Below are 22,868 nucleotides of genomic sequence, written 5' to 3' on the forward strand. Positions count from 1 at the left end.
TCATAGAATGGTAGAGACAAGAATAATTTCTTAGAAAATGGTATTATTAACCTTTAAAACAATAAGTTGAAAGGGCGTTTTGATTGAATACGATTTTTAATGTGACACAAAAACAACTATATGATTTTCTACTGAATGTAGCGACAATAAGACCAGTTTTTATTTGGGGAGCACCTGGCATTGGGAAATCAGCGATTGTTGAAAACTTTGCTAGTGAATTAGGGCTACATTGTGTATCGTTATTGGGCAGTCAGCTAGCACCTGAGGATATTATTGGTGTTCCGCAGATTAAGGATGGCTACAGTGTTTTTTGTCCACCCAAAATGATTGCACGCGATGAACCTTATTGCCTTTTTTTAGATGAATTAAATGCTTGCTCACAGGAAGTACAAAAAGCGTTTTATAGTCTTATTCATGAACGCAGGATTGGAGAGTTTACATTGCCAGAGGGTACGATTGTTATTGGTGCAGGAAATCGGGCTCAGGATAACGCGATTGTTAAGCCGATGTCCTCCGCATTAATCAATCGGATGGTCCATGTTCAGCTTAGGGCATCGCACAAAGATTGGCTTGAATGGGCCTATACACATGAAATACATCCATATGTGATTGAGTATATTCAAATGCGTCCCGATCATTTATGGAGCGAACCTCCGAAAACAGAAGAACCCTTCTCCACGCCTCGTTCATGGCATATGTTAAGTGATTGTTTGTATGCATATGGCAATAGCTTACAAGAACAAACAATTGATCTATTAGCAAGTAGCTGCCTATCCGCGCATACTGCCAGTCAATTTAAAGCCTTTATCAAGCAAGTGCAGAGTAAATATGATCTTGCTAAAATTATTCATGGAGAATTACGTTGGCCCGATCAACCTGATGAAAGAGATTTGCTTTATTTCATGGCACAATCCTTCCGTGCTCAGTTACTGAAGGAGCTTCCGAACGAGCATACGACATTGAAGGGCAATCAACGGCAATTAGCCTTTCGAGCCAAAGACTTGATCAAGGACCTATCATCCATTAGCTTAGAAATTGCACAGATGGTTGTATCAGAGCAAAAGGGTGAAGCATTACCTGCCTGGTTTATGCTGGAGGTTATCCGAGATTTACCTCGTTTAGTAGCCAAAAAGGAAGGGTAGCTTATGGCCAAAAAGAAGAAAGCATCACAACAGGAGCATAAAAATGAGAAAGCTATCGCACGTGGGCATGACATTGTCTGTACACATCTCCTTTTCGAGGCGTTGTGTCATGCTGTTTACATGCAGTACGAAAGTATGCCTCAAAAGGATTGGGCTTACGTTACAAGCGCAGGTGTTATTTATGTGAATCAGGATAAAAAAGGTCAGCCAAATGAATGGGCATATGTGATAGCGCATTGCTTGCTACACCTTGGCTTACATCATCATCAACCAAAAGAGCAGCAGGAGCTGTGGAATATTGCCTGTGACTGCTATATAACAAAATTTTTAGCAGAGCTAAAATTTGGTCAAGCACCAAAGGAAATGAGTAATCCTCTTTTTGAGGCCATTAGCTCTGAGGAAAAATTATATGAAAGATTATTACGGGAAGGTGTACCAGATGATTTGAAAGGCTATAGTACAATGCCAGGCCAAGTGGACTTTGTGATTTCACAAAATCAAACAGGCTATCTTTATCGAGGGAACAGTGATTTCGCTGCATTATTTGCAGAAGGTTTATCGAAAGCCGTGCAAAGTGCCATTCGAGTAGCGGGTGGGGTAGAAAACACATTGGGAGGCACAACGAGGGTAACACAAGCACAACGCGCAAAGGCTTGGTTTATGAGCTCCTATCCCTTATTTGGTGCTTTGGCAGCAGATTTTACAATAATTGAAGACCCACTTATTTGTACAAGAATGGATATCTCGGTCGCAGCCATTGCAGTGGAAACAAAGGAGATTTATTTGAATACGGCTGTGGGAATGACCGATGAGGAAATGCGATTTCTAATGGCACACGAATTGCTGCATGCGGGTTTAAGCCATGCTACCCGCAGACAAGGGCGTGATCCCTACTTATGGAATGTTGCTTGTGATTATGTTATCAATGGCTGGCTCATCGATATGCAAATCGGCGAGATGCCAGCATTTGGCGGGCTATATGATCCAGCATTAAAAGGATTTTCAGCAGAATCTATTTATGATCGTATTGTTACAGATATTAGGATGTATCGCAAATTAAGAACCTTTCGAGGGCAGGGCATAGGCGATATGATCGAAACGAATCCACCAGATTTTTGGGAAGGCAAGGTAGGGGTGGATTTAGATGCTTTTTATAGAAGGGCATTGAGTCAAGGGTTAAGCTATCATTTGACCCAAGAGAGAGGATATCTGCCACAAGGGCTCATTGAGGAAATTCGTAGCCTAGCACAGCCTCCTATTGCCTGGGATGTGGCATTAGCCAAATGGTTTGATCGGATGTTTCAACCGATAGAGAAAGTTAGAACATATACCCGCCCCAGTAGAAGGCAAGCATCGACACCTGATATAGCTAGACCAAGATGGATTCATCAAAGCGGTGAGGAAGATGGACGAACTTTCGCAGTCCTTATTGATACATCAGGCTCCATGGACCGTCTCTTACTAGGAAAAGCACTCGGCACAATAGCGAGCTATAGCATCGCTAGAGATGTCCCCTTTGTTCGCGTTATATTTTGTGATGCTGTTGCCTATGATGCGGGCTATCTAGCACCTGAAGAACTATTAACGAAAGTGAAGGTGAGAGGTAGAGGAGGCACAGTGTTACAGCCTGGTATACAGCTACTTGAAGCAGCACAGGATTTTCCCAAGGATGGTCCTATCCTGATTATTACAGATGGACAATGTGATCGTTTAGCCATTAAAAGACAGCATGCCTTCGTACTACCACAGGGGGCCAAGCTACCGTTTGTGCCTAAAGGCGAAGTATTTAGAATGAAATAGTTTCATCTATCTACAAATGTTTGAAATAATTTTTGTTGGTGAAATATAAAAAGTGAACGCATTTCATGAGCACATTTTAAAGGAGATGACAGATGATTACATTTGACAATGTCTCAAAACAATATGATAACAACCAAATAGCTGTCAAAGCGCTAAATGTAGAAATTAAAAAGGGTGAATTCTTTGTTATTATTGGCCCTAGTGGATGTGGCAAAACTACTTTGTTGAAGATGATTAATCGATTAATCCCCCTAACAGCAGGCACCATCTGGATCAATGATAAAAGGATTAGCGATTATAATATCCATGAGCTACGTTGGAGTATTGGCTATGTACTACAGCAAATCGCCCTATTTCCGCATATGACAATAGAGGAAAATATTGCGGTTGTACCAGAACTGAAGAAATGGAGTAAAACGAAAATCCATCAACGTGTAGACGAACTATTAGCGTTGGTGGGGCTGGAGCCAGCGAAATATCGTCAGCGGAAGCCAAAGGAGCTGTCAGGAGGCGAACAGCAAAGGGTTGGCGTTGTTCGTGCCTTGGCAGCTGACCCAGAAATTATTTTAATGGATGAGCCATTTAGTGCGCTAGACCCTATTAGTCGCTCCAAACTACAGGATGATCTACTAGAGATGCAGCGTACCATCCAGAAAACCATTGTATTTGTATCACATGATATGCAGGAAGCACTGAAATTAGGAGATCGTCTCTGTATTATGAAAGATGGTGAAATTGTTCAGATAGGCACTCCACAACAATTGCTACAAAATCCGGTAAATGATTTTGTCCAACAGTTTATTGGAGGTAAGCAGACGGATCAATTGTTTACGATCCATGATGTGATACAGCCAATCACAGTGACAAACGACTTTGGGCATGCTATTCCTGTTGATGCCCCATTTCCGATGATTCTTGAAAAATTAGCCGAGCATGACTTGTTAGGTGTCGAAGAGAATGGCAAACTCATAGGTATGGTGACAAGAGCTTCCACGCTTCGTTATTTAGCAGCGGATTCTAAGAAAAGAGGGCATGGGCATGGTGGCTAATGTGATAGATGTATTTCAGGAACGGAAGGCACAGCTGCTGGCTGCATTACTAGAGCATATCCAAATCTCTTTTATTGCGCTATTTTTTGCTGTCCTCATCGCTATTCCCCTAGGTATCTATTTAACCAATAAAAAGAAAATAGCCGAGAGTATTATTGGAATTAGTGCTGTGCTGCAAACGATTCCTTCCTTAGCGTTGCTCGGCTTATTAATTCCTTTATTCGGTATTGGGAAAGTTCCCGCAATTATTGCGTTAGTTGTCTATGCGCTGTTGCCTATTCTACGAAACACCTACACGGGCATCAATGAGGTTGACCCATCACTGAAAGAAGCGGCATTAGCTATGGGAATGAATCGATCAAAGCGTTTAGTAAAGGTAGAGCTACCACTTGCTATGCCTGTTATGATGGCTGGTATTCGCACAGCAATGGTGCTGATTGTGGGGACAGCAACATTAGCCGCTTTAATTGGTGCAGGAGGCTTAGGAGATATTATATTACTTGGGATTGACCGAAATAACACGGCACTCATTCTTATAGGAGCCATTCCCGCCGCTATTTTAGCCCTGATTTTTGATGTGGCGCTTAAAAAATTAGAATCTCTGTCCTTTAAAAAAACCATAACGACATTAAGTCTCATTAGTTTAGTGGCACTGGTAATGATTTTCTTCCCGCTTCTAAGCAGTAAACAGCAAGATGAAATTGTCATTGCAGGAAAGCTTGGTGCGGAGCCTGAGATTCTCATTAATATGTATAAATTATTAATTGAGCAGGAGACCGATTTAACGGTGACATTAAAGCCAGGGCTTGGTAAAACTTCATTTGTATTCAATGCATTGAAATCGGGCAGTATTGATATTTATCCTGAATTTACAGGCACCGCCATTTCGGAGTTTTTAAAGGAAGAAGCCATTAATAATAACCAAGAGGATGTCTATCTTCAGGCAAAAGAGGGGATGCAGAAGCAATTCGATATGGTCATGCTGAGTCCTATGAGCTATAACAATACGTATGCACTCGCTGTATCAGAGGAGCTGGCTGAGAGCTATCAACTGCAAAAAATCTCTGACCTCAAACCAATAGAGCAAAAGGTGAAAGCAGGCTTTACATTAGAATTTAATGACCGTGAGGATGGCTATGTGGGCATACAAAAACGCTATGGGATAGCCTTTACTACACTTGCAACGATGGAGCCCAAGCTTCGCTATCAGGCAATACAATCAGGTGATATTAATTTGCTCGATGCTTATTCAACGGATAGTGAAATTCGTCAATACAAGCTACGTGTATTGGAGGACGATCAAGCATTATTCCCACCATACCAGGGAGCGCCTTTACTAAGGAAAGAAACGCTGACTGACTATCCAGAGATTGGAGAAGCGTTAAATCAACTAGCTGATCACATTACAGATGATGAAATGCGAGAAATGAATTATCAGGTGAATGTAGAAGGAAAGCTTGCAGCAGAAGTAGCAAAAGAATATTTAGTAAAAATAGGATTACTAAAATAAACCCTCTAAACTTTAGAGGGTTTATTTTTATCAATAATTTATTAATGATAAACATTAAGAAATTATTGATAGAGATAAAAGGGGATGTATAATAGAGAGAAGGGAGGGAGAGGTTGATAATGGGGCAAACAATTCAAAGTAAAGAATTTCGATGGATGACAAAGGGGCTTCGTACCGCTTTTACCATCATCATGGTGATGATGATTTTTGCCTTGACGATGCTCGCGATTTTTATGGTGGGAGCAATAGTGGTATCAGAGCAACAAGTGAATCATTTATTAACAAAGGGCAGTGTGATCGCTGCCGTTCAGTTAGAGGGGTTTGAAATGAAGCTGGCAGACCATGTGACAAGGGACATTCACTATTCAAAAAAAGATGTCATGACCTTTCTATTTATTGCTACAATATACATAGCTATTTTATTAATGATTATTGTACAAGTAAGGAATATTTTAAGTAATTTATCAAAAGGTATTGTATTTTCACTCGCTAATAGTAAAAAAATGGAGAGAATTGCCTACTGTGTGATTGTATTGAGCTTGACAGTGAATGCATTTCGTACATATACCGTCTATCTGATTATGCAACAATTTCAATTGGAGTCCCGATTTGTAGAGACGGGTTTGATCAAGGGGATTAGCTATCATTTTACAGGCATTCACTGGACTCTTTTACTATGTGGTGTGGTGATTTGGACCTTTGCACGTATTTTCCGATACGGTGCATTCCTTCAGGATGAATATGATGCAACAGCTTAGGAAGTGAAAACATGACCATAATTATTCGATTAGATCGTATGCTAGCGGATCGTAAAATGCAGCTGAGTGAACTTGCAGAGAGGGTGGATGTATCGATTGTCAATCTCTCTAATTTAAAAACAGGCAAGGTAAGAGCCGTACGTTTTTCTACATTAAATGCCATTTGTAAAGCTTTGGGCTGCCAGCCAGGAGACATATTGGAATATGTAGAGGAAGAAGATGACATCTAGAAGCAAAGCAGAAAGGATTTTTTGAATGACGGCTTTTAGTTTTTTAATTCTCGCTATCATAGCAGAGGTTTTTGCCAGTTCCATGCTCAAACGTACTGAGGGCTTCACACGAATAGGACCATCAATCGGCGTAGTAGTAGGCTATGGAGCGGCGTTTTATTGTTTAGCCTTAACATTAAAAGTGATTCCTATTGGCACAGCCTATGCAATTTGGGCAGGTTTAGGGACAGCGTTAACTGCTATTGTGGGGGTTGTCCTTTATAAGGAACGATTTAATCGCAAGAAGATATTAGGGATTCTATGCATTATCTTGGGTGTCGTGGTACTCAATCTTGCTGGTGGTCATTAGGAGGCTGAACAGGATGAAAGGCTATTTATTTTTAACACTATCGATTATAAGCGAGGTCTTTGCAACAACCATGTTGAAGTTCTCAGACGGCTTTACTGTCCTCGTTCCATCCTTGGCGGTAGCAATTGGCTATGGTATTTCGTTTTATAGCCTATCCCTCTGCTTAAAAACCATGCCATTAAGCTTGGCCTACGCTATCTGGTCAGGTGTCGGCACAGCCTTAACCGTTCTGGTAGGCATTGTCATTTGGCACGATATTTTTACTGTTTATTCTGCGATCGGTATTGCCCTCATTATTGGAGGCGTTATATTGTTGAATCAGGGGGATAAAGGTGAAGAAGTGGTGGATAGGATAGGCGGATAGAAATGCGAAAGTAGCGGATAGCGGGTCTAAATTGATGCATAGGATTAGGAAATCGACGGATAACTCTGCCAAAACCTGGGCTTGATTCAGCGCAAAACAATAGAATGGAGAGAATTTGATGATAAAAGCTCTAATTTTTGATTTTGACGGTACTATCATTGATACGGAAACAGCATGGTATAACGTTTTTAAGGATGCCTATGCACAATATGGTATTGAATTATCGTTAACAACCTATGCTAAGTGCCTTGGGACCAATCTTCAAACTTTTAATCCCTATACATATCTTGTTACACATCATCACATACAACTGGATGTGGAGGCTTTTCAAACATCTATTCAGCACCGCCATGCACAATGGATGGAAACGGAAACGCTAAGACCTGGTATTTTAACATTGCTACAGCAGGCAAAGGAAGCGGGTTTGAAGATTGGACTTGCTAGTAGCTCCAGTCGTCAGTGGATTGATTTGTATGTGGATCGGCTGGGTATCCGACAATACTTTGATTGCTTCTGTAGTGCTGACACGGTGACAAATGTTAAGCCTGATCCAGAGCTTTACTTGCAGGCGCTTGAACAATTAGGAGTAGAGGCTGATGAGGCCGTGGCAATTGAGGATTCACCGAATGGCGCACAAGCCGCTGTAGCAGCGGGGCTTTATACAGTGGTCATTCCGAACGAGATTACCAAGCAATTACCATTCAATACAAAACACCATACCGTAACTGCATTAGAACAATATACAATACATGATCTCCTCGCATGTTTTGCAACGTAAACTTTTGCAAAAACCTCCCCCTCATTGGTGGAGGTTTTTTTAGTTTCTTTAGGAAGAAGTCGCCATATTTTTTGTCGCAACATATGATAACGAGAGGGCAACTTACACGGATCAAATCGCATAGTCAAACTAAGAGAGGGGGCTACGAATTGAATAGTGATAAGAAAAGAAATCACTTTTTATGTGAAGCTTTAAGTGATTTAAAGGATCTTCAGGATATTATGATGAATTTTCATTCTAAATATTTTGGTCAGCTACTTATTAAAATTGTCGGGAGTGATACGATTCCATTTTTTTTAATTACACATAGTGGTGCTCATTTAAGCTTATTGGATACAGTGAAACAATTTGAGACAGAGTTTTTCCGTATTGAGGCTGTTGATAGAGAGCGTTGCCGTGGCACAGTATCATTGTTGCGTGCTTTTGATTATGAAGGAAACGATACAAATTCGATTGCAGATGTGGTGAGGTTAGAAAAAACAAGTACAAAGAAATCTATTGAACTCAGTGGTATATCGGCCATTCAGCTCTTAAAGCCAGATATGTTGAAGGGGAAATTTATCATAGAGCCGAAATGGTAGTGCCATATTAAACTACTAAAGCTAGAGCATCTGTCTATATGCAAGGGATACAAAGTGAATGTAATAGAGAGAGAATCTAATGAAAGGAAGTTTAGCTATGACGATTATTGGTATGCTGCATCATCGACTTGATCCAACAACCGTGCTCAAGTCCTATGCCTTTGCAGCAGTTGCGAAAGCTGAAGGCGCAACATTTTTCTATTTCACACCTAAAAGTGTGGATTTTGCCAAACGTTCTATTCGAGCAAAGGTCTATGAGAATGGACAATGGCAAGAAAAAACAATGCCCTTTCCTGATGTTATCTATAATGCAGGAAGCCCTGAGAAATTATCTGTCTCCAAGGAGATTATTGACCGTTTAAAAGAGGAGATTCCATTTACAACCCATTCAATCGGGAACAAATGGAATGTGATGAAACGATTAAAGGAAGCGAAGGAATTTGAACAGTATTTGATTCCCTCTGAAATTGTAAAGGATGCCGATTTATTTCATAAGTTCGTTAATTATTATAAACGAGTTGTGTTTAAGCCAATTGATGGACGAAAAGGGAAGGGTATTTATTTTATAACGAAGGCTGGAGCCAAATATTTTGAGGTGCGAAAGGATAGCACCACGACAACCTATACAAAGCCACAATTGGATTCATTGATAAAGGAGCAACTTGCGTCTGGCACCTTTATTATGCAGCCGTATATTCAATCTGTTACAAAATCTGGTCAGGTCTATGATTTCCGCCTGCATGTTCAAAAAAATGGAGAAGGTAAATGGGTAGTGACAACGGTGTACCCACGCATTGCACCGAATGGCTCCATCATACCGAATATTAATAATGGTGGTTATACCAATTATTTAGATCCTTTTTTGGAGCAGGAGTTTAAGGATGAGGCCTATAATATTCGGCGAATGCTTGAGCATTTTTCACTAGCGCTGGCCCATCATCTGGATGAAATTCAAATGGCGAAATTTGGGGAGGTTATTGATGAAATTGGCATTGATGTGGGCTTAGATCAACATCAAAAAATTTGGATGTATGAGGTCAATTGGCGACCAGGCTGTCCCCCTGCCTTTTACTTGGAATTAGATGTGGTCATCCATTCCATCCGTTATGCGATGTATCTTGCCAAAAATCAAAAACCGCTGAAAAAGAAAATTGTCCAACAAAAAAGTAAGCAGGTGGAGGCAAAGAAAACCCTGCCTATTATTGCGATTACAGGAAGTGCAGGGAAAACCACAACAAAGGCATTTGTTGGTTCCATCTTATCGAAAAAATGGAATGTATTTGAATCAAAGGATTATTGGAATACGACAGAGCATACGAAAAAGCATAAGGAAGAAATCAATGATTCACATCAGGCCGTTGTATTAGAGTATGGTATGGCTTACCCGGGCATTATTACCAATCACTGTAGCATCATCCAGCCGAATATTAGTATTGTAACGAATATAGGCTTAGCCCATGTTGGGAACTTTGATGGAGATGTAAGGGGTGTTGCCAAGGCAAAATCGGAATTGATTCATGGCATGGACCAACAGGGCTTACTCATTGTCAATCAGGATGATGACAATTCAAGATACTTAGAGACACAACAATTTAAAGGAAAAATCATCACGGTGGGCATTAAAAAAGAAGCGGATTACCGTGCATATGATTTGCAATATAAAGATGTCGGCATGTCCTTTAAAATGAAGCTGCATGGGCAAGAAATAGAATTATATATTCCTATTTTAGGAGAACATCATGTATACAATGCATTGAATGCAGTGGCAGTGGCTGATCTTTTAGGATTTAGTCCACTTGATATTCAGGCTGGACTCAACTTCAAAAAACCACCAAGACGCTTAACGATTTATAATTGCCGTGATGATATAACGGTTATTGATGATACGGTACACTCTCATCCGCAGGGGGTTCGTGCTGCGCTCGATGTACTGACGAATATCGCGACAAATCGAAAAGTAGCCATTATTGGGCAAATGCGAGAACTTGGTGTCTTGAGGGAAGAGGAGTATCGTAAGGTTGGGGAATACGTATATGACATAGGCATCGATGAATTTATTACCTATGGCTTTAGGACAGATGAAATGAGTAATGCTGCCATCGCGAAGGGTATGGACCCATCCAGAGTACATCATTTTATTAATAAAGATCAATTGCATGTCCTCCTTGAAAAGCTCGTTAAGCCTCATGATACCATTCTTGTAAAGGGTGCAAGTAAAACCAATATGTTCGAAACCGTGAAATTTTTAGATCAAACGTTTAAAGAAGAATAATGGATTACGACTTATGAAATTAAAAAAGCCCGAGTAACTGTCCACTGGCAAGCGGCAATTATTCGGGATATTTTTTTCAAACTCTCAAAATGAATTTTATTTCCTTCGCTGCATTGATTGCGTGATTTCTTGCTTCCTTCAAGGTTGCTCCCTCTGCAATGACATAGGCATAACGGTGACCCATTGATAAAGGTGGGGTGAGGAGAGTGCCTCTTCTCGGTTTGACATATACTTCAACGACGCCAGTTGATCTTGTCGCTCTTGCCTTGCCAATAACCTTTTCTAATATTCCTCTACTTTCCACAATGACATATTTTGTATAAACAAATTTTTTGTGTCTTGGTTGCAGATTAGGCTGTTCTCCTAGCAATATCTTCAATGTTTCTTCTACTAAACTAAAACCTAGAGCTGCTTGTAGCATATTATTCATAGCGCCACCTGAAATTCGAGGATTGATCTCGATAAGCTTCCAACCATTTTGGGTTAATCGAAGTTCTAAATGAAGCGCCCCATTCTCAATATCAAAGGCTTTCACGATGGAATGGAGTACCTCCTCGATGCCTGATTGGATGTCTTTAGGGGCTTTCACTAGAACACCATAACCCGTAATAATAAATCGTTTTCCTTGCGTAATTTCTTGCTCAATTATACCAATGACATGTGGTTGACGTTGATAAACAACCGCCTCTACTAAATATTGAGGGCCATCTAGATATTCTTCAATCATGATGGTTTCATAGGGATTTTTACTGCGTAGTGCTTTGAGGTGGTTATTGAGTTGATCGGCATCCGTTGCTAGTAAGACATCTTTTGAGCCTGTTGATTTAGGAGATTTTACGATTAATGGAAAGGTCAAATTTTTAGCTATGGGTTCGTTCGGTTTCATGAGCAAAAATTTTGGCGAGTATGGTTGATCTTGTAAAAACTTTCTTGTTTTTTCTTTATCCTCCATAGTTTCAATTGCACTGGAGGATGTATAGTTCTGACAAAATTCATCACACAGTGTTGAAGCAATATGGACAAATGGATCAACAAAACTAACGATACTTTTAATATTTAATCCAGTTTTTCCTAGTTTCTCAATTTCATCTTTCATGCTCTCGATATCAAAAGTATCAATGAGTATCATTTTATGGATGTCGGGGTAGGCTCTGCGCTGTTCAAGTTGTTTTTCATTATTTGTGAAAAGTACTGTGAAGTAGCCTAATTTTTCTGCTGCCCTTGTTGCTTCACGACTAGACCCAGATTTGTTTGTACCGATAAATACAATGGCTTTCAGGTATATCACTCCTTCTATTGGTACTTAGATACTTAATCACCTTTATATATATGCAATGAAATAGATTTCCTCTAGTTATGTATCTTGTCTACATCCAAGCAACTTTTAAAAGGTTACATATACTAGAAAAGAAAGGAGGGAGAAAAGATATGAAGCCTCTTTCGGTGAAAAATTTAGCAATGATTACGGCAGGCTATCTAGTGCACGGGTCAGAGGATACACTGATTCAGCATGGGGCTTATCGATTAAAGCAAGTGAAAAAATCCAATACGGCCCTTTTTACAAGTAAACGTATTGTTAATTGGAAAAGTCTTGAGCCACTTTCTCCTCTAGTGCTAGTGACCGATAGAGTTTATCGGCCTTCTGACATTCCCGATCATGTCATGCTGATACAGGTAGTGAATGCAGAAGAGGCCTATTGGAAATTTGTTCATTTTTATCGTAGCCAGTTTCATATTCCGATTGTCGCGATTACAGGTACATCAGGCAAAACAACGACAAAAGAGATGATTAAACATATTCTTTCGGCTGATCGGAAAGTGACTGCGACGACATTGAGCAGCAATTCTAGAACGGCTTCTTTGCAATATTTACTGGGCATTGAGGATGATACCGAGGCTGCCGTTTTTGAAACAGCAGTAGGCTCACCTGGAGACGTTACGAATGCAGGGAGATATTTCAAACCGACAATCGGTATTATTACGAATATCGGAGCCCATCATTTAAATTATTGCAAAACATTAGAAGGCTATATTCAAGCAAAGGGAGAAATGGTAGATATCATTCATCCAAAAGGTACATTAATTATCAATGCTGAAGATATGAATACGAAAAAAATAGATGTTTCGAGATTTCGTGGGCGTTTGATTAAGGTAGGAAAGCATGACTCCTGTGATTTTCGAGCAAGCCATATCCACTACTATCAAAAAGGGATGAAATTTATCCTGCATCATGATAGAAAAAGCTATGACATTCTTGTACCAGGGTTTGGCGAGCATCAGGTTTATAATGCTCTTGCTGCTATTGCCGCGGTCCATGATATGGGGATGCCTATTCCAGTCGCAGCAAAACAGCTTCAATCATTCCGTCAATTGAAAAAACAGCTGCAACTCTTTGAGGGCATTAATCATTCCATGTTATTGGATGATACATGGAGTATTACAACCACTTCCTTAGAGGCTGCCTTAAAGGTGTTGAATGAGTTAGGTGACGGCAAGAAAAAGATTGCGGTTATTGGTACGATTACCGATTTAGGTTCTTGGGGCTACATTATTCACGAACAAGCGGGTGAATTAATTCAACGTATTGGCGTGGATGTCCTGATTACCATTGGAGAACACGCAAGGATTATGGCTGATCACGCAGTAAAGCTAGGATTTAGCGCGCCTGTTTACACATTTAAAAATAGTACGCTAGTCTATCCGTTATTGCAGAAGATTGTGGATGAAAATACCATCATTCTCATAAAGGGAGATATGTATAGCAAACAGGTCTCTAAACTAGCAACGGAGCTAAAGCTAAAGCCTCCACCACCTGCTGATTAGCTTCTTTCCATATAGGATATTGACTGTGCCACATAGAGGAGCTTTCTAATAAGGTATAGTAATTGATCAAAAAGCAGCACGCTAGATCAAGAGAAGAAATAAGTCATCTACAAGATCGATAAAGAGAGGAGGCGTAGTACACTTGCAATCCATTAGTGTGCAGAAACTTAGGAATGTCCTACAGGGAAAGCTCATTCACGGATCAGAACAATGGTCTGTTAAGCAGGCGATCTATTATAATCGGCATGATTTAACAAGGAGCCATTCGCTCCTGTTTGTTAGTCGAAACGATCACATCAACTGGCAAGAGATTGATCGGAAAGGTCCGTCTCTTATCATATCCGATAAACCGTCTACAGAGTTAAAAAATGCACTGGAGCATACAACCGTTTTACAAGTGAAAAGTGTTGCACAGGCATACTGGACATTTATCGAGTATTATCGTGGGCTCTTTGAAATTCCCGTTGTGGCTTTAACAGGAACTTGTGGGAAAACAACAACAAAAGAGATGTTAAAACATATTGCTAGTAAGCATTGGCAAGTGCAAGCATCCGTCAGCAGTAAAAACGAGCCAAGGCAATCATTACCTTATTTAACGGGCATTGACGATAAAACACAAGCCGCTATCTTTGAACTAGGCTTAGGGAATACGGGGAATATTAAACATCAATGTATGATCTATCAACCAACTATTGGCATCATTACAAACATTGGTGTGCATCATCTAGATGGCTGTCTCAATTTGGAGGGCTATATTAAGGCCAAGGCAGAAATTGTGGAAGGCATTAAAGAGGATGGCACGTTAATCATCAATGCTGATGATGCCAATACTAAAAAAATCTCATTGAAAAGATTTAAAGGGAAGATTATCAAGTTTGGCTTACAGGATACGGCAGATTACAAGGCTTCGAAAGTGGAGTTTGCCAATACAGGCATGAAGTTTGTTTTAGAGGTAGCGGATGAAACATACAATGTGTTTGTCCCAGGCTATGGTGAGCATCAGGTCTATAATGCCTTAGCCGCGATTGCAGCTAGCCATGAAATGGGGCTGACCATTCGTCAGGCAATCGCAGGACTCAGAACATTTAAACAGATGGCAAGACATTTAGAATTTACGACAGGACTTGGTGACAGTACGATTATTGATGATACATGGACAAATAACCCAACATCTGTAGAGGCCGCCTTAAAAGTGCTAGATACGGTAGGAAAAGACAAAAAGGTCATTCTAGTTTTAGGGGATATAAAGCGATTAGGCAATTTTGAAGAAAAATATCATCGCGAAATCGGCTCCATGGTAGCACTAAGAAAGATCGATACATTGATTACCATCGGCAAAAGGGCAGAGAAGATTGCCGATCAAGCGCAAAAGGATGGAACCAGTGCAGAGGTTCATACGTTTAAAGAGGTAGCAGGCGTTTTAGAATTATTGAAGCCAAAGCTTGATGCAGACACGATAGTTTTAATTAAGGGACCGATGTCTAGTAGATCCATGATTGAATTTGCCAATAAACTGAAAAACGCATAGAAAAAGGGTGTCTCAACATGATTGAGACACCCCTATCCTCATTTATTTTAAGACGCGTCGAGCGGTTACAAAATTCTTTTGTGCCCACGTTGAAGACATGTTTTGTTTTACAATATTATTCGTTGTCATACTAATATATTGATTATTGCCTATATAAATACCCGTTTGTGTGATTTCTTGTCCACCATTATTCGTAGAGAAGAACAGTAGATCCCCTTTTTGTAGTTGTGATTTTTGAATACGTGTCCCTACTAAAGCCTGTTTACTTGCTAGTTTATCTTTTAAATCAATACCATGCTTTTTAAAGACATAATAAGTAAAACCCGCACTTGTAAAAGTCAGTGCACTCTCATTGTACGTATAGCCGAATTTTGCTTTGCTTGTTAAACCAGTAGCAGTGGCAATAATTTTATCGGCAGATGTACTTGCTGAAGGTGCACTTACGCTGGGCGTAGAGGTGCTATTAGAGAAAACCCGCTTCGCTGTAATATAATGTTCAGTATAGTAATCTACAAATAATACTCTTGTCATTACACCATCTGAATTAGGAATGATGATACGGTGATCTCCTGCGTAAATCCCAACAAGTGAAGGTGTTTTAGAGCCTTTGACACTATTAAAGAAAACTAGATCACCTTTCTTCAAGTTAGCACGTGCCACAGTGGATCCTTGGTTCATTAATTGATTTAATGACGTTGCGCCTAGTGTCACTCCACTTTTACGATAGATAAAATCAACGAAAGTTGGAGCTGTAAAGCGTAAGCTAGCTTCATTTGTTGTTGAACTAATCGTTACTTTGTTTTTATAGGATAGAGCATTCTCTACAATTTTATCGCCTTTTGTAGCAGGGTTGGCAGATAGCAGAGTAGGTAATACTCTACGTGCAGATACATAGTTTTCCGTATAATATGGCTTACTATTTAAATCAGAGATAACTATATTTTGTTTGCTATCAGCCATATGGATGATTTTATTGTCGCCAATATACATACCGACATGATCGGGATCAGTTCCTGTTTTTTTACTTTTAAAGAACACTAAATCGCCTTTTTGTAATTGGTTTCGCGCTACATAAGTCCCTTGCTGAATCATATAATTTTCATTATACGTACCAAGGTCTACCCCGTTTTTCTCGAAGATGTACATTAAAAATGAAGCACAAGAAAATTTGTATGGGTATGTAGGCTTGTAAACCGAATTGCTGTATGTTGCTCGCCCCATTAAGCTTTTACCAGTCTGAATTAATTGGTCTGCTTTTGCAGCTACCGCCTGTGCGTTATTCTGAGCATTTGTTGTTGCAGCCTCTACTTGTATCGGCTGGATCGCTGTTTGCACCATTCCAAATGAACTAAATCCAATTGTTAATGCAAGTGTTGTAGATAAAAATCGTTTATTCATGTTGTGTAACCTCCTAAAGCATCTAGTAGGATTTCTCCTGTATACCTTTGCCATGGAAATAATCGTAGCATGAAAAAGTAGGGCTTCTGGGCGGTAAATGTTACCAGGGTGACTGAAGGAAGGGCTTCAACACTTGCTATAAAAGGCTTTATCAAGGGAATTTACAGTTTTATTACAAATGTTTCAGTAAGATGTAATATGGAACAATTCCATGAAAAAAGCTGCCCCAAAACGAGGCAGCCTACACGATTTTCTGTATCATTTCTACACGATTACCAAAGGGATCACGGAATTCAAAACGCTCGTAATGAGGAATAGGCACAGAATCGAGTATCTTGATTTGATGTGCTGTGAGCTTCTTCCTCCAATACTGAATATCCGCTACTTGATACGCAATATGCGCCTTTGTGGTCAAACGATCGAAGCCATCCTCTGTCCCTACATGGACTTCCTGTTGACCAAGCTGTAACCAAAATCCCCCGCGTCCTTTAAGAGAGTCAGGCTTCTCTAATTCTGGAAGTCCTAAAACATGACAATAAAAATCCTTCCCTTGCTCCTCACAGCCTTTCGGAATTGTAATTTGCACATGATGTAAACCCATAATCATCTCAAACCGCCCCCTTTTTTCTTAATTATAGAGTAATTCCTAGATATTTGAAATGGAGGAGAGGATAGATTTGTAAAAGATCATATTGAAGGATAGAGTTTAAACTAGCGGATAGAACTTCAAAAGTGGAGGATAGGATTCTAAAACTGGTGGATAGAATCATCAAATTGCAGGATAGAATTTAAACGGGTGGATAGAACTTCAAAACTAGAGGATAGCGCTTCAAATTAAGTGGATAAAACCTCAAAAGAGAGGGATAGAGCTCCAAATTTAGTCTTTGGAACTTAAAAGCACAACATTTCTATTCTGTTAAGATTTAATACTATGGTATAATAATAAAAACGGAATAATAGGATAGAGGTACAAATTAGATTTTTTAATTTGTTTAAAAGGGAAGATCGGTGTGAAGCCGACGCTGTCCCGCAACTGTAAATGGGAGCACATTTCAAAAGGCCACTGTTACGAGTCGTAATGGGAAGGTGAAATGTGTGATGAACATAAGCCAGGAGACCTGCCTTTATCTAGTACAGCCAAAAAACCTACGCGGATAGGGGGTGTTGAGTGTGACTAGAGAATTTCTCCTGCATGCTCATAGTACGATGATTGCTAAAAAGGGTGCTTCTATGTTTAATAGAAAGCTTCTTTCCATCTGGCAATCACCGTATTATGTCGTGTATTTGTCATAGTAGACATCTTTCTGATGAGAGAAAGATGTTTTTTTATGTAAAAAATTAAAGGAGCGGTCCACATGAATCCACAAGTTGTTGAGTACTATGAAAGCTTATTCAAATTTGAAATTATGCTAGAGCCTAAACCTTTAAAGGAGCTTGTCGAACATTATGTTGGGCACGATGCTTCACATGAGCAATCTATTTTAGCAGCGTACGCCAATGTTTTGAAAGAATTAAGAGGATAGAATATGTTTGGCTACTTCGAAAAACGAAGTAGCCATTTTTGTGAGTAAATAACATAATACCAATTGGAATACATTTGTTTGTCATAAAACTGCCTTTAGGACTTCATTCATATTTCACTTTTTATTTATATAATTAATCTGCTATAAATAGAGAGATTGGAGATCAAATATGAAAAATTTGCTTTATTCTAGGTTTTGGCGGTTGCATTTTTTCGCAGCACTTTTTATTACGCCTTTATTGCTGTCTCTCACATTAAGTGGGATTGGTTATTTGTTTTTTACAGATGTAGAAAATCGATTATATGACGATTATTTCTTTGGTGAAAGCCATAAGGAAGAGGTCTTAACAATTGATGAGGCCGTGGAAAAAGCGGAGGCGGCATTTGCAGGATACTCTACTACAAAAGTGATTATGTTGGAGGAGCCTTATAATACGCGTTTAACTTTATCTAATGGCGCTAAACAAAAGTACGTATTTTTAGATGATCACAATCAAATGGTTGGTAGTCAGGATGCCGATTATACATTTTCAAATATTATGAGAAATACGCATAGCTCTCTCTTTATTGGTGGGACCTTTGTCAACTATTTAGTAGAGCTAGCAGCTTGCTGGACGATCTTTTTATTACTGTCAGGTCTTTATATGACATTCAAAGGAAATCTCCTAAAGAAGGGCAAGTCGGAGAATAAGAGGCAAAAAAGTAAGAGATTGCATGCGCTTGTTGGGACAATCATTACGATTCCAATGGTGATGTTCATTTCGACTGGGCTATTATGGTCTGCTTTTCAAGGTTCCATGCTAGCAGATATAGCGTCAGAAAATCCGACTTTTGGGTATCCATTACTCCAACAAAAGCCACCAACATCTGATGTCTCTGAAATTCCATGGGCCACTCGTCAATTAGAGGCACCGACCTCAGAAGGGGAACATGCACAGCATCATGGTGGTGGTGCTGTCCGTTATACGAACGACAGCCAAATGACGATTGCTCAGCTTGAAAAAGAAATCAATTCGATGAACATTGCTAAGCCTTACTCTATCATTTATCCGTCAAACGGTGAGGGCGTCTATACAGTGGCGAAGGCTAGTAATTCTGGTGTAACAGGGCTAGATGTAAAACCTACAGCGGAAGCTACAATGTATTTTGATCAGTATAGTGGCAAGTTTATCGATCAAGTGAATTATGACGATTATGGCCTATTAGCTAAATTCTTTACGTGGGGGATACCATTACATGAGGGGCATTTATTCGGCTGGCCGAATAAGCTTTTAAACTTAGTGGTTTGTTTAGCCTTTTTAGCCGTAATCGTGTGGGGCATTCGCACTTGGATTTTACGTAGAAAAAAAGGGGAGCTGTCTGCACCACCGCAAATTTCTCATAAAATATCCATGCCATTCATCATTTTCCTTGTCATATTAGGGATTATGATGCCACTATTTGGTGCGTCATTAATCGCTGTGGCATTAATTGAATATATCATTTTAGGTTGGCAAACAAAGAAGAAGCTAAGAGCAGAAGAAACTAAATAAAGCAAAGATGATACGGCACAGCGGGATTGTGCCGTATATTTTTTGTTTATTTCATTTATAGGAACGCAATACTATACTGAAGCGATAAAAATGTTTATAGATTTTTCAGCATGATTTTATAAAGTTTTAAGATTTTTATGGTACATTGCTAGTAGTTTCAGCTTATGGGGGTATGTAGATGTCAATAAAAACAAGGTTTTTGCTATCATATGTGGGTGTCATAATCATTGCCATCACGCTATTACTAGCAGCGGTTTTTCTTTTTTCCTTTGCCATTACAGGTGATGTCAAAGCGATTGAGCATTTTTATAAAAAATCTTATGTCCAAAAGCCTTTGACGACAGTAGAGGAAAATGCGTTTCTAGATTTAAAATTACTAGCTAAAAAAAGTCCCCAGCAGCTTTTAGATCTCGAACAGCTTGAACAAATCAATGCGCCTTCGATAGAGATTGTGGTACGAAAAGATCATCAAATCGTGTATTCAACACAGAAAGAGCATAAACAATTATTGCTTCAAAGCTTGCCTAGCTTTGAAGAGACCAATATTAATTCTCGTGACACCATCATGATAAATCGAGCTTTTTATACGTATGTCAAATTTGATTTTTATTTTCCAGATCAAACAGAGGGCAGTATTTTCGTATTGAGAGAGGTTAGTTCCCATGCAGAGGTAACGAGGGAACTGTTACCGATTCTTTTAGGTATTTTATTTGTCCTGTTTATGATGATTATTGGCTTTTTAAATTATTTAGTCTCAAGAAGTATTATTAAACCGATATCGGCATTAAAGGAAGGGGCAGAACGAATTAAATCGGGCGACTTGGATTTTGAGATTGCGACCCACTCGAAGGATGAAATTGGTCAGCTGAATCGGTCATTCGAGGAAATGAGAGTCAAATTAAAAGAATCCATCCAGCTTCAGCTTCAATACGAGGAAAATCGAAAGGAGCTCATCTCCAATATCTCCCATGATTTAAAAACGCCGATGACTTCCATTATCGGCTATGTAGAGGGCATTAAAGACGGTGTGGCAAATACAGAGGAAAAAATGGATAAATACTTAACTACTATCTATACAAAGGCAAAGGATATGGATGTATTAATTGATGAGCTATTCTTATTTTCTAAATTGGACTTAAAAAAGATTCCCTTCCAATTAGAAAGCGTCAATCTACAGCAATATATGCATGATTATGTAGAGGATGCAAGCTTTGATTTTATTGCACGAGACATTCATTTACAATATCTATCAGCAGGCTCGCCGCTTTTGGCGATGGTGGACCGAGATAAATTAAGACGTGTCCTGACGAACCTTTTAAGTAATAGCGAAAAATATATGGATAAGCCGTATAGGCAAATCATTATTTCCTTGCATGAGCGAGCAGAGGATGCGATTATTCAGGTAACAGATAATGGTGCAGGCATTGATCCTGCCGCATTGCCCTATATTTTTGATCGATTTTACCGTGCGGAGCCTTCACGTAATTCGCAAACAGGAGGCAGTGGCTTAGGGTTAGCCATTGCAAAGCAAATCGTTGTTGAAATGGGTGGCGATATTTGGGCAAAGAGTGAATTAGCGAAAGGGACGAGCATATTCATTTCATTGAAAAAGGCTGAGGAGAAGGTGAATCATCATGAAAAAAATTCTGCTAATTGAAGACGAAGTAAGCATAGCAGAGCTTCAACGAGATTATTTAGAGATTAATGGCTTTACAGTAGATATCCAACATCATGGAGAGGATGGGCTACAGCAGGCACTTAAAGGCAATTATGATTTAATCATCTTGGATATTATGCTCCCAGGCATAAGTGGCTTTGACATTTGTAAACAGATTCGAGCTGTACACAATATTCCCATTTTATTTGTTTCAGCTAAAAAGGAGGATATTGATAAAATTCGTGGTCTTGGACTAGGAGCGGATGATTATATTACAAAACCATTTAGTCCGAGTGAATTAGTAGCGAGGGTCAAGGCCCATTTATCGAGATATGAGCGTCTGGCGAGCCATCAACAAACAAATCAGATGATGTCCATTCATGGCATTACAATCGATACTTCGGCTAGAAAGGTGTTTGTTAATGGTGAGGAGATTGCCTTTACAACGAAGGAATTTGATTTACTTGTCTTTTTTGTTAGACACCCCAATCAAGTATTAAGTAAGGAACAGCTATATGAGCGAAACTGGGGCTATGAATCAGCTGCAGACGTTTCGACTGTCACTGTTCATATACGAAAGCTACGTGAAAAAATTGAACGAGAGCCAGCGCATCCCAAGTTTTTGGAAACAGTATGGGGTGCAGGCTATCGCTTCAATGTTTAAGTAAAACTACCTCGTCCTTGTGGCGGGGTAGTTTTTTTAGACTTTTTTAAGAATTCGTTAATGGGCAATTTAGCATTACCGCTTACACTGAGGAAAGAAAGGCGGTGTATAAATATTGAAAAAAAGGCAGACAGTTATCATTGCATTAACATTTTTGCTTCAAGGGTGTGCCACAATGGATACAAGACAACAGGATAGAGGAGGGAGTGAAGTGGTACAAACAGATTGGGCGAGTGAGTTGCTAAAGGCAGCTGAAAAGGGAGATATCGATAGACTTCAACATGTTTTAAGTCAAAAAGGGGACATCAACGTACAAGATTCAAATAATCGAACAGCTTTGATGATAGCTACCTATAATCAGGATATCGAGGCAGCGAAATTAATAATAGATGCAGGTGCAGATGTTAATATTCAGGATAATCAGCAAAATACACCATTTCTCTATGCAGGTGCGGAGGGCTATCTGGCTATTTTAAAGATGACCATTCAAGCTGGTGCTGATTCGACTATTTTAAATCGATATGGGGGAACGGCACTTATACCAGCAGCAGAGCACGGTCATGTGGAGGTCATTGAGGAGCTATTGAGCAATACCGATATTGACGTCAATCATGTGAATCATTTAGGCTGGACAGCCCTGATGGAGGCGATTGTCTTAAATAACGGCAATCCAACACAGCAAAGCGTAATACAACGACTAATTGAACATGGTGCTGATGTAAATATTCCCGATCAAAATAACGTGACACCACTGCAACATGCAAAACAGCGAGGATTTAAAGAAATCGAACAAATTCTACTTGCAGCAGGCGCAAAATAACTCAAACTGTAGAGATGGCTCTCTACAGTTTTTTGTTCTTAAATTCTTTTTCCTATTTTTTAATTCTTTTTTAATAGTTTATTTATTGGCA

The 22,868-nt window shown here is 39.5% G+C and carries 22 protein-coding genes and 1 riboswitch; of the genes, 19 read left to right on the forward strand and 3 right to left on the reverse strand.

Annotation, left to right across the window (positions count from 1 at the left end; genetic code table 11):
- The first annotated feature begins 83 nt into the window (after positions 1–83).
- The 11 genes from PSR12_RS08595 to PSR12_RS08645 all read left to right on the forward strand — a co-directional run bounded on the left by PSR12_RS08595 (position 84) and on the right by PSR12_RS08645 (position 10,833).
- The gene (locus tag PSR12_RS08595) at positions 84–1,142 is read left to right on the forward strand and encodes an AAA family ATPase (RefSeq protein ID WP_221680819.1); all 1,059 of its coding nucleotides are present in this window, start codon (positions 84–86) and stop codon (positions 1,140–1,142) included.
- A gap of 3 nt (positions 1,143–1,145) precedes the next feature.
- The gene (locus tag PSR12_RS08600; RefSeq protein ID WP_274772667.1) at positions 1,146–2,942 is read left to right on the forward strand and encodes a vWA domain-containing protein; all 1,797 of its coding nucleotides are present in this window, start codon (positions 1,146–1,148) and stop codon (positions 2,940–2,942) included.
- Between the two features lie 92 nt (positions 2,943–3,034).
- The gene (locus tag PSR12_RS08605; protein ID WP_221680821.1) at positions 3,035–3,991 is read left to right on the forward strand and encodes an ABC transporter ATP-binding protein; all 957 of its coding nucleotides are present in this window, start codon (positions 3,035–3,037) and stop codon (positions 3,989–3,991) included.
- Positions 3,981–5,501, forward strand: coding sequence for an osmoprotectant update ABC transporter permease/substrate-binding subunit OpuFB (gene opuFB, locus PSR12_RS08610; protein WP_255601022.1), 1,521 nt, complete (start codon positions 3,981–3,983; stop codon positions 5,499–5,501). The genes PSR12_RS08605 and opuFB overlap by 11 nt, the downstream gene beginning before the upstream one ends.
- A 119-nt stretch (positions 5,502–5,620) precedes the next feature.
- Positions 5,621–6,259: a DUF2975 domain-containing protein gene (locus tag PSR12_RS08615; RefSeq protein WP_274772670.1), complete on the forward strand. Its 639-nt coding sequence runs from the start codon at positions 5,621–5,623 to the stop codon at positions 6,257–6,259.
- An 11-nt stretch (positions 6,260–6,270) separates the two neighbouring features.
- Entirely contained in the window at positions 6,271–6,489 is a 219-nt protein-coding gene (locus tag PSR12_RS08620) for a helix-turn-helix domain-containing protein (RefSeq protein WP_004229412.1), read from the forward strand.
- A gap of 25 nt (positions 6,490–6,514) precedes the next feature.
- Complete coding sequence (locus tag PSR12_RS08625; RefSeq protein WP_221680823.1) at positions 6,515–6,838, forward strand: DMT family transporter; 324 nt, start codon at positions 6,515–6,517, stop codon at positions 6,836–6,838.
- A gap of 13 nt (positions 6,839–6,851) precedes the next feature.
- Positions 6,852–7,202, forward strand: a complete 351-nt coding sequence (locus tag PSR12_RS08630; protein ID WP_257521851.1) for a DMT family transporter — start codon at positions 6,852–6,854, stop codon at positions 7,200–7,202.
- A 118-nt stretch (positions 7,203–7,320) separates the two neighbouring features.
- Positions 7,321–7,980: an HAD family hydrolase gene (locus PSR12_RS08635; protein WP_274772674.1), complete on the forward strand. Its 660-nt coding sequence runs from the start codon at positions 7,321–7,323 to the stop codon at positions 7,978–7,980.
- Between the two features lie 149 nt (positions 7,981–8,129).
- On the forward strand, positions 8,130–8,561 hold the full coding sequence (locus PSR12_RS08640; protein ID WP_036081468.1) for a hypothetical protein: 432 nt from the start codon (positions 8,130–8,132) through the stop codon (positions 8,559–8,561).
- Positions 8,562–8,640: 79 nt separating this feature from the next.
- Positions 8,641–10,833: a YheC/YheD family protein gene (locus PSR12_RS08645; protein WP_255601023.1), complete on the forward strand. Its 2,193-nt coding sequence runs from the start codon at positions 8,641–8,643 to the stop codon at positions 10,831–10,833.
- Between the two features lie 76 nt (positions 10,834–10,909).
- Here PSR12_RS08645 and PSR12_RS08650 read toward each other — a convergent pair whose 3' ends face one another.
- Positions 10,910–12,121 carry an ATP-grasp domain-containing protein gene (locus PSR12_RS08650; protein WP_004229393.1) on the reverse strand — a complete coding sequence of 404 codons (1,212 nt, stop codon included), beginning with the start codon at positions 12,119–12,121 and terminating at the stop codon, positions 10,910–10,912.
- Positions 12,122–12,261: 140 nt separating this feature from the next.
- On the opposite strand from PSR12_RS08650, the gene PSR12_RS08655 reads away from it, so the two are divergent.
- Both PSR12_RS08655 and PSR12_RS08660 read left to right on the forward strand, forming a co-directional pair.
- Positions 12,262–13,656 carry a Mur ligase family protein gene (locus tag PSR12_RS08655; protein ID WP_221680826.1) on the forward strand — a complete coding sequence of 465 codons (1,395 nt, stop codon included), beginning with the start codon at positions 12,262–12,264 and terminating at the stop codon, positions 13,654–13,656.
- A 142-nt stretch (positions 13,657–13,798) separates the two neighbouring features.
- Positions 13,799–15,184: a UDP-N-acetylmuramoyl-tripeptide--D-alanyl-D-alanine ligase gene (locus PSR12_RS08660; RefSeq protein ID WP_274772678.1), complete on the forward strand. Its 1,386-nt coding sequence runs from the start codon at positions 13,799–13,801 to the stop codon at positions 15,182–15,184.
- Between the two features lie 42 nt (positions 15,185–15,226).
- Here PSR12_RS08660 and PSR12_RS08665 read toward each other — a convergent pair whose 3' ends face one another.
- Entirely contained in the window at positions 15,227–16,582 is a 1,356-nt protein-coding gene (locus tag PSR12_RS08665) for a C40 family peptidase (protein WP_274772680.1), read from the reverse strand.
- Positions 16,583–16,823: 241 nt separating this feature from the next.
- On the reverse strand, positions 16,824–17,189 hold the full coding sequence (locus PSR12_RS08670; protein ID WP_221680829.1) for a VOC family protein: 366 nt from the start codon (positions 17,187–17,189) through the stop codon (positions 16,824–16,826).
- A 341-nt stretch (positions 17,190–17,530) separates the two neighbouring features.
- A riboswitch (cobalamin riboswitch) is annotated at positions 17,531–17,722 on the forward strand.
- Between the two features lie 30 nt (positions 17,723–17,752).
- On the opposite strand from PSR12_RS08670, the gene PSR12_RS08675 reads away from it, so the two are divergent.
- From PSR12_RS08675 to PSR12_RS08700, 6 genes are all read left to right on the forward strand, one after another.
- Positions 17,753–17,875, forward strand: coding sequence for a hypothetical protein (locus PSR12_RS08675; protein WP_004229388.1), 123 nt, complete (start codon positions 17,753–17,755; stop codon positions 17,873–17,875).
- Positions 17,876–17,937: 62 nt separating this feature from the next.
- Positions 17,938–18,105 (forward strand): hypothetical protein, encoded by a 168-nt coding sequence (locus tag PSR12_RS08680; RefSeq protein ID WP_257521879.1) that lies wholly within the window; start codon positions 17,938–17,940, stop codon positions 18,103–18,105.
- A 169-nt stretch (positions 18,106–18,274) separates the two neighbouring features.
- A complete protein-coding gene (locus PSR12_RS08685) occupies positions 18,275–19,636 on the forward strand; it encodes a PepSY-associated TM helix domain-containing protein (RefSeq protein WP_274772684.1) in 1,362 nt (453 codons plus the stop codon).
- A 178-nt stretch (positions 19,637–19,814) separates the two neighbouring features.
- On the forward strand, positions 19,815–21,293 hold the full coding sequence (locus tag PSR12_RS08690; protein ID WP_257521880.1) for a sensor histidine kinase: 1,479 nt from the start codon (positions 19,815–19,817) through the stop codon (positions 21,291–21,293).
- On the forward strand, positions 21,271–21,957 hold the full coding sequence (locus tag PSR12_RS08695) for a response regulator transcription factor (RefSeq protein WP_274772686.1): 687 nt from the start codon (positions 21,271–21,273) through the stop codon (positions 21,955–21,957). The genes PSR12_RS08690 and PSR12_RS08695 overlap by 23 nt, the downstream gene beginning before the upstream one ends.
- 115 nt (positions 21,958–22,072) lie before the next feature.
- The gene (locus PSR12_RS08700; protein ID WP_446720651.1) at positions 22,073–22,777 is read left to right on the forward strand and encodes an ankyrin repeat domain-containing protein; all 705 of its coding nucleotides are present in this window, start codon (positions 22,073–22,075) and stop codon (positions 22,775–22,777) included.
- Positions 22,778–22,868: the final 91 nt, after the last annotated feature.

The sequence above is a fragment of the Lysinibacillus sp. G01H genome, from assembly GCF_028872195.1.
Classification (GTDB): domain Bacteria; phylum Bacillota; class Bacilli; order Bacillales_A; family Planococcaceae; genus Lysinibacillus; species Lysinibacillus capsici.

Excerpts from the sequence above, each read along its gene's own strand:
- PSR12_RS08635 (WP_274772674.1), top strand. The coding sequence starts at position 7,321 with ATGATAAAAGCTCTAATTTTTGATTTTGACGGTACTATCATTGATACG.
- PSR12_RS08605 (WP_221680821.1), top strand. The coding sequence starts at position 3,035 with ATGATTACATTTGACAATGTCTCAAAACAATATGATAACAACCAAATA.
- PSR12_RS08655 (WP_221680826.1), top strand. The coding sequence starts at position 12,262 with ATGAAGCCTCTTTCGGTGAAAAATTTAGCAATGATTACGGCAGGCTAT.
- PSR12_RS08670 (WP_221680829.1), bottom strand. The coding sequence starts at position 17,189 with ATGATTATGGGTTTACATCATGTGCAAATTACAATTCCGAAAGGCTGT.
- PSR12_RS08625 (WP_221680823.1), top strand. The coding sequence starts at position 6,515 with ATGACGGCTTTTAGTTTTTTAATTCTCGCTATCATAGCAGAGGTTTTT.
- PSR12_RS08690 (WP_257521880.1), top strand. The coding sequence starts at position 19,815 with ATGTCAATAAAAACAAGGTTTTTGCTATCATATGTGGGTGTCATAATC.
- PSR12_RS08695 (WP_274772686.1), top strand. The coding sequence starts at position 21,271 with ATGAAAAAAATTCTGCTAATTGAAGACGAAGTAAGCATAGCAGAGCTT.
- PSR12_RS08665 (WP_274772680.1), bottom strand. The coding sequence starts at position 16,582 with ATGAATAAACGATTTTTATCTACAACACTTGCATTAACAATTGGATTT.
- PSR12_RS08685 (WP_274772684.1), top strand. The coding sequence starts at position 18,275 with ATGAAAAATTTGCTTTATTCTAGGTTTTGGCGGTTGCATTTTTTCGCA.
- PSR12_RS08645 (WP_255601023.1), top strand. The coding sequence starts at position 8,641 with ATGAAAGGAAGTTTAGCTATGACGATTATTGGTATGCTGCATCATCGA.
- PSR12_RS08680 (WP_257521879.1), top strand. The coding sequence starts at position 17,938 with ATGAATCCACAAGTTGTTGAGTACTATGAAAGCTTATTCAAATTTGAA.
- PSR12_RS08620 (WP_004229412.1), top strand. The coding sequence starts at position 6,271 with ATGACCATAATTATTCGATTAGATCGTATGCTAGCGGATCGTAAAATG.
- PSR12_RS08615 (WP_274772670.1), top strand. The coding sequence starts at position 5,621 with ATGGGGCAAACAATTCAAAGTAAAGAATTTCGATGGATGACAAAGGGG.
- PSR12_RS08630 (WP_257521851.1), top strand. The coding sequence starts at position 6,852 with ATGAAAGGCTATTTATTTTTAACACTATCGATTATAAGCGAGGTCTTT.
- PSR12_RS08600 (WP_274772667.1), top strand. The coding sequence starts at position 1,146 with ATGGCCAAAAAGAAGAAAGCATCACAACAGGAGCATAAAAATGAGAAA.
- opuFB (WP_255601022.1), top strand. The coding sequence starts at position 3,981 with ATGGTGGCTAATGTGATAGATGTATTTCAGGAACGGAAGGCACAGCTG.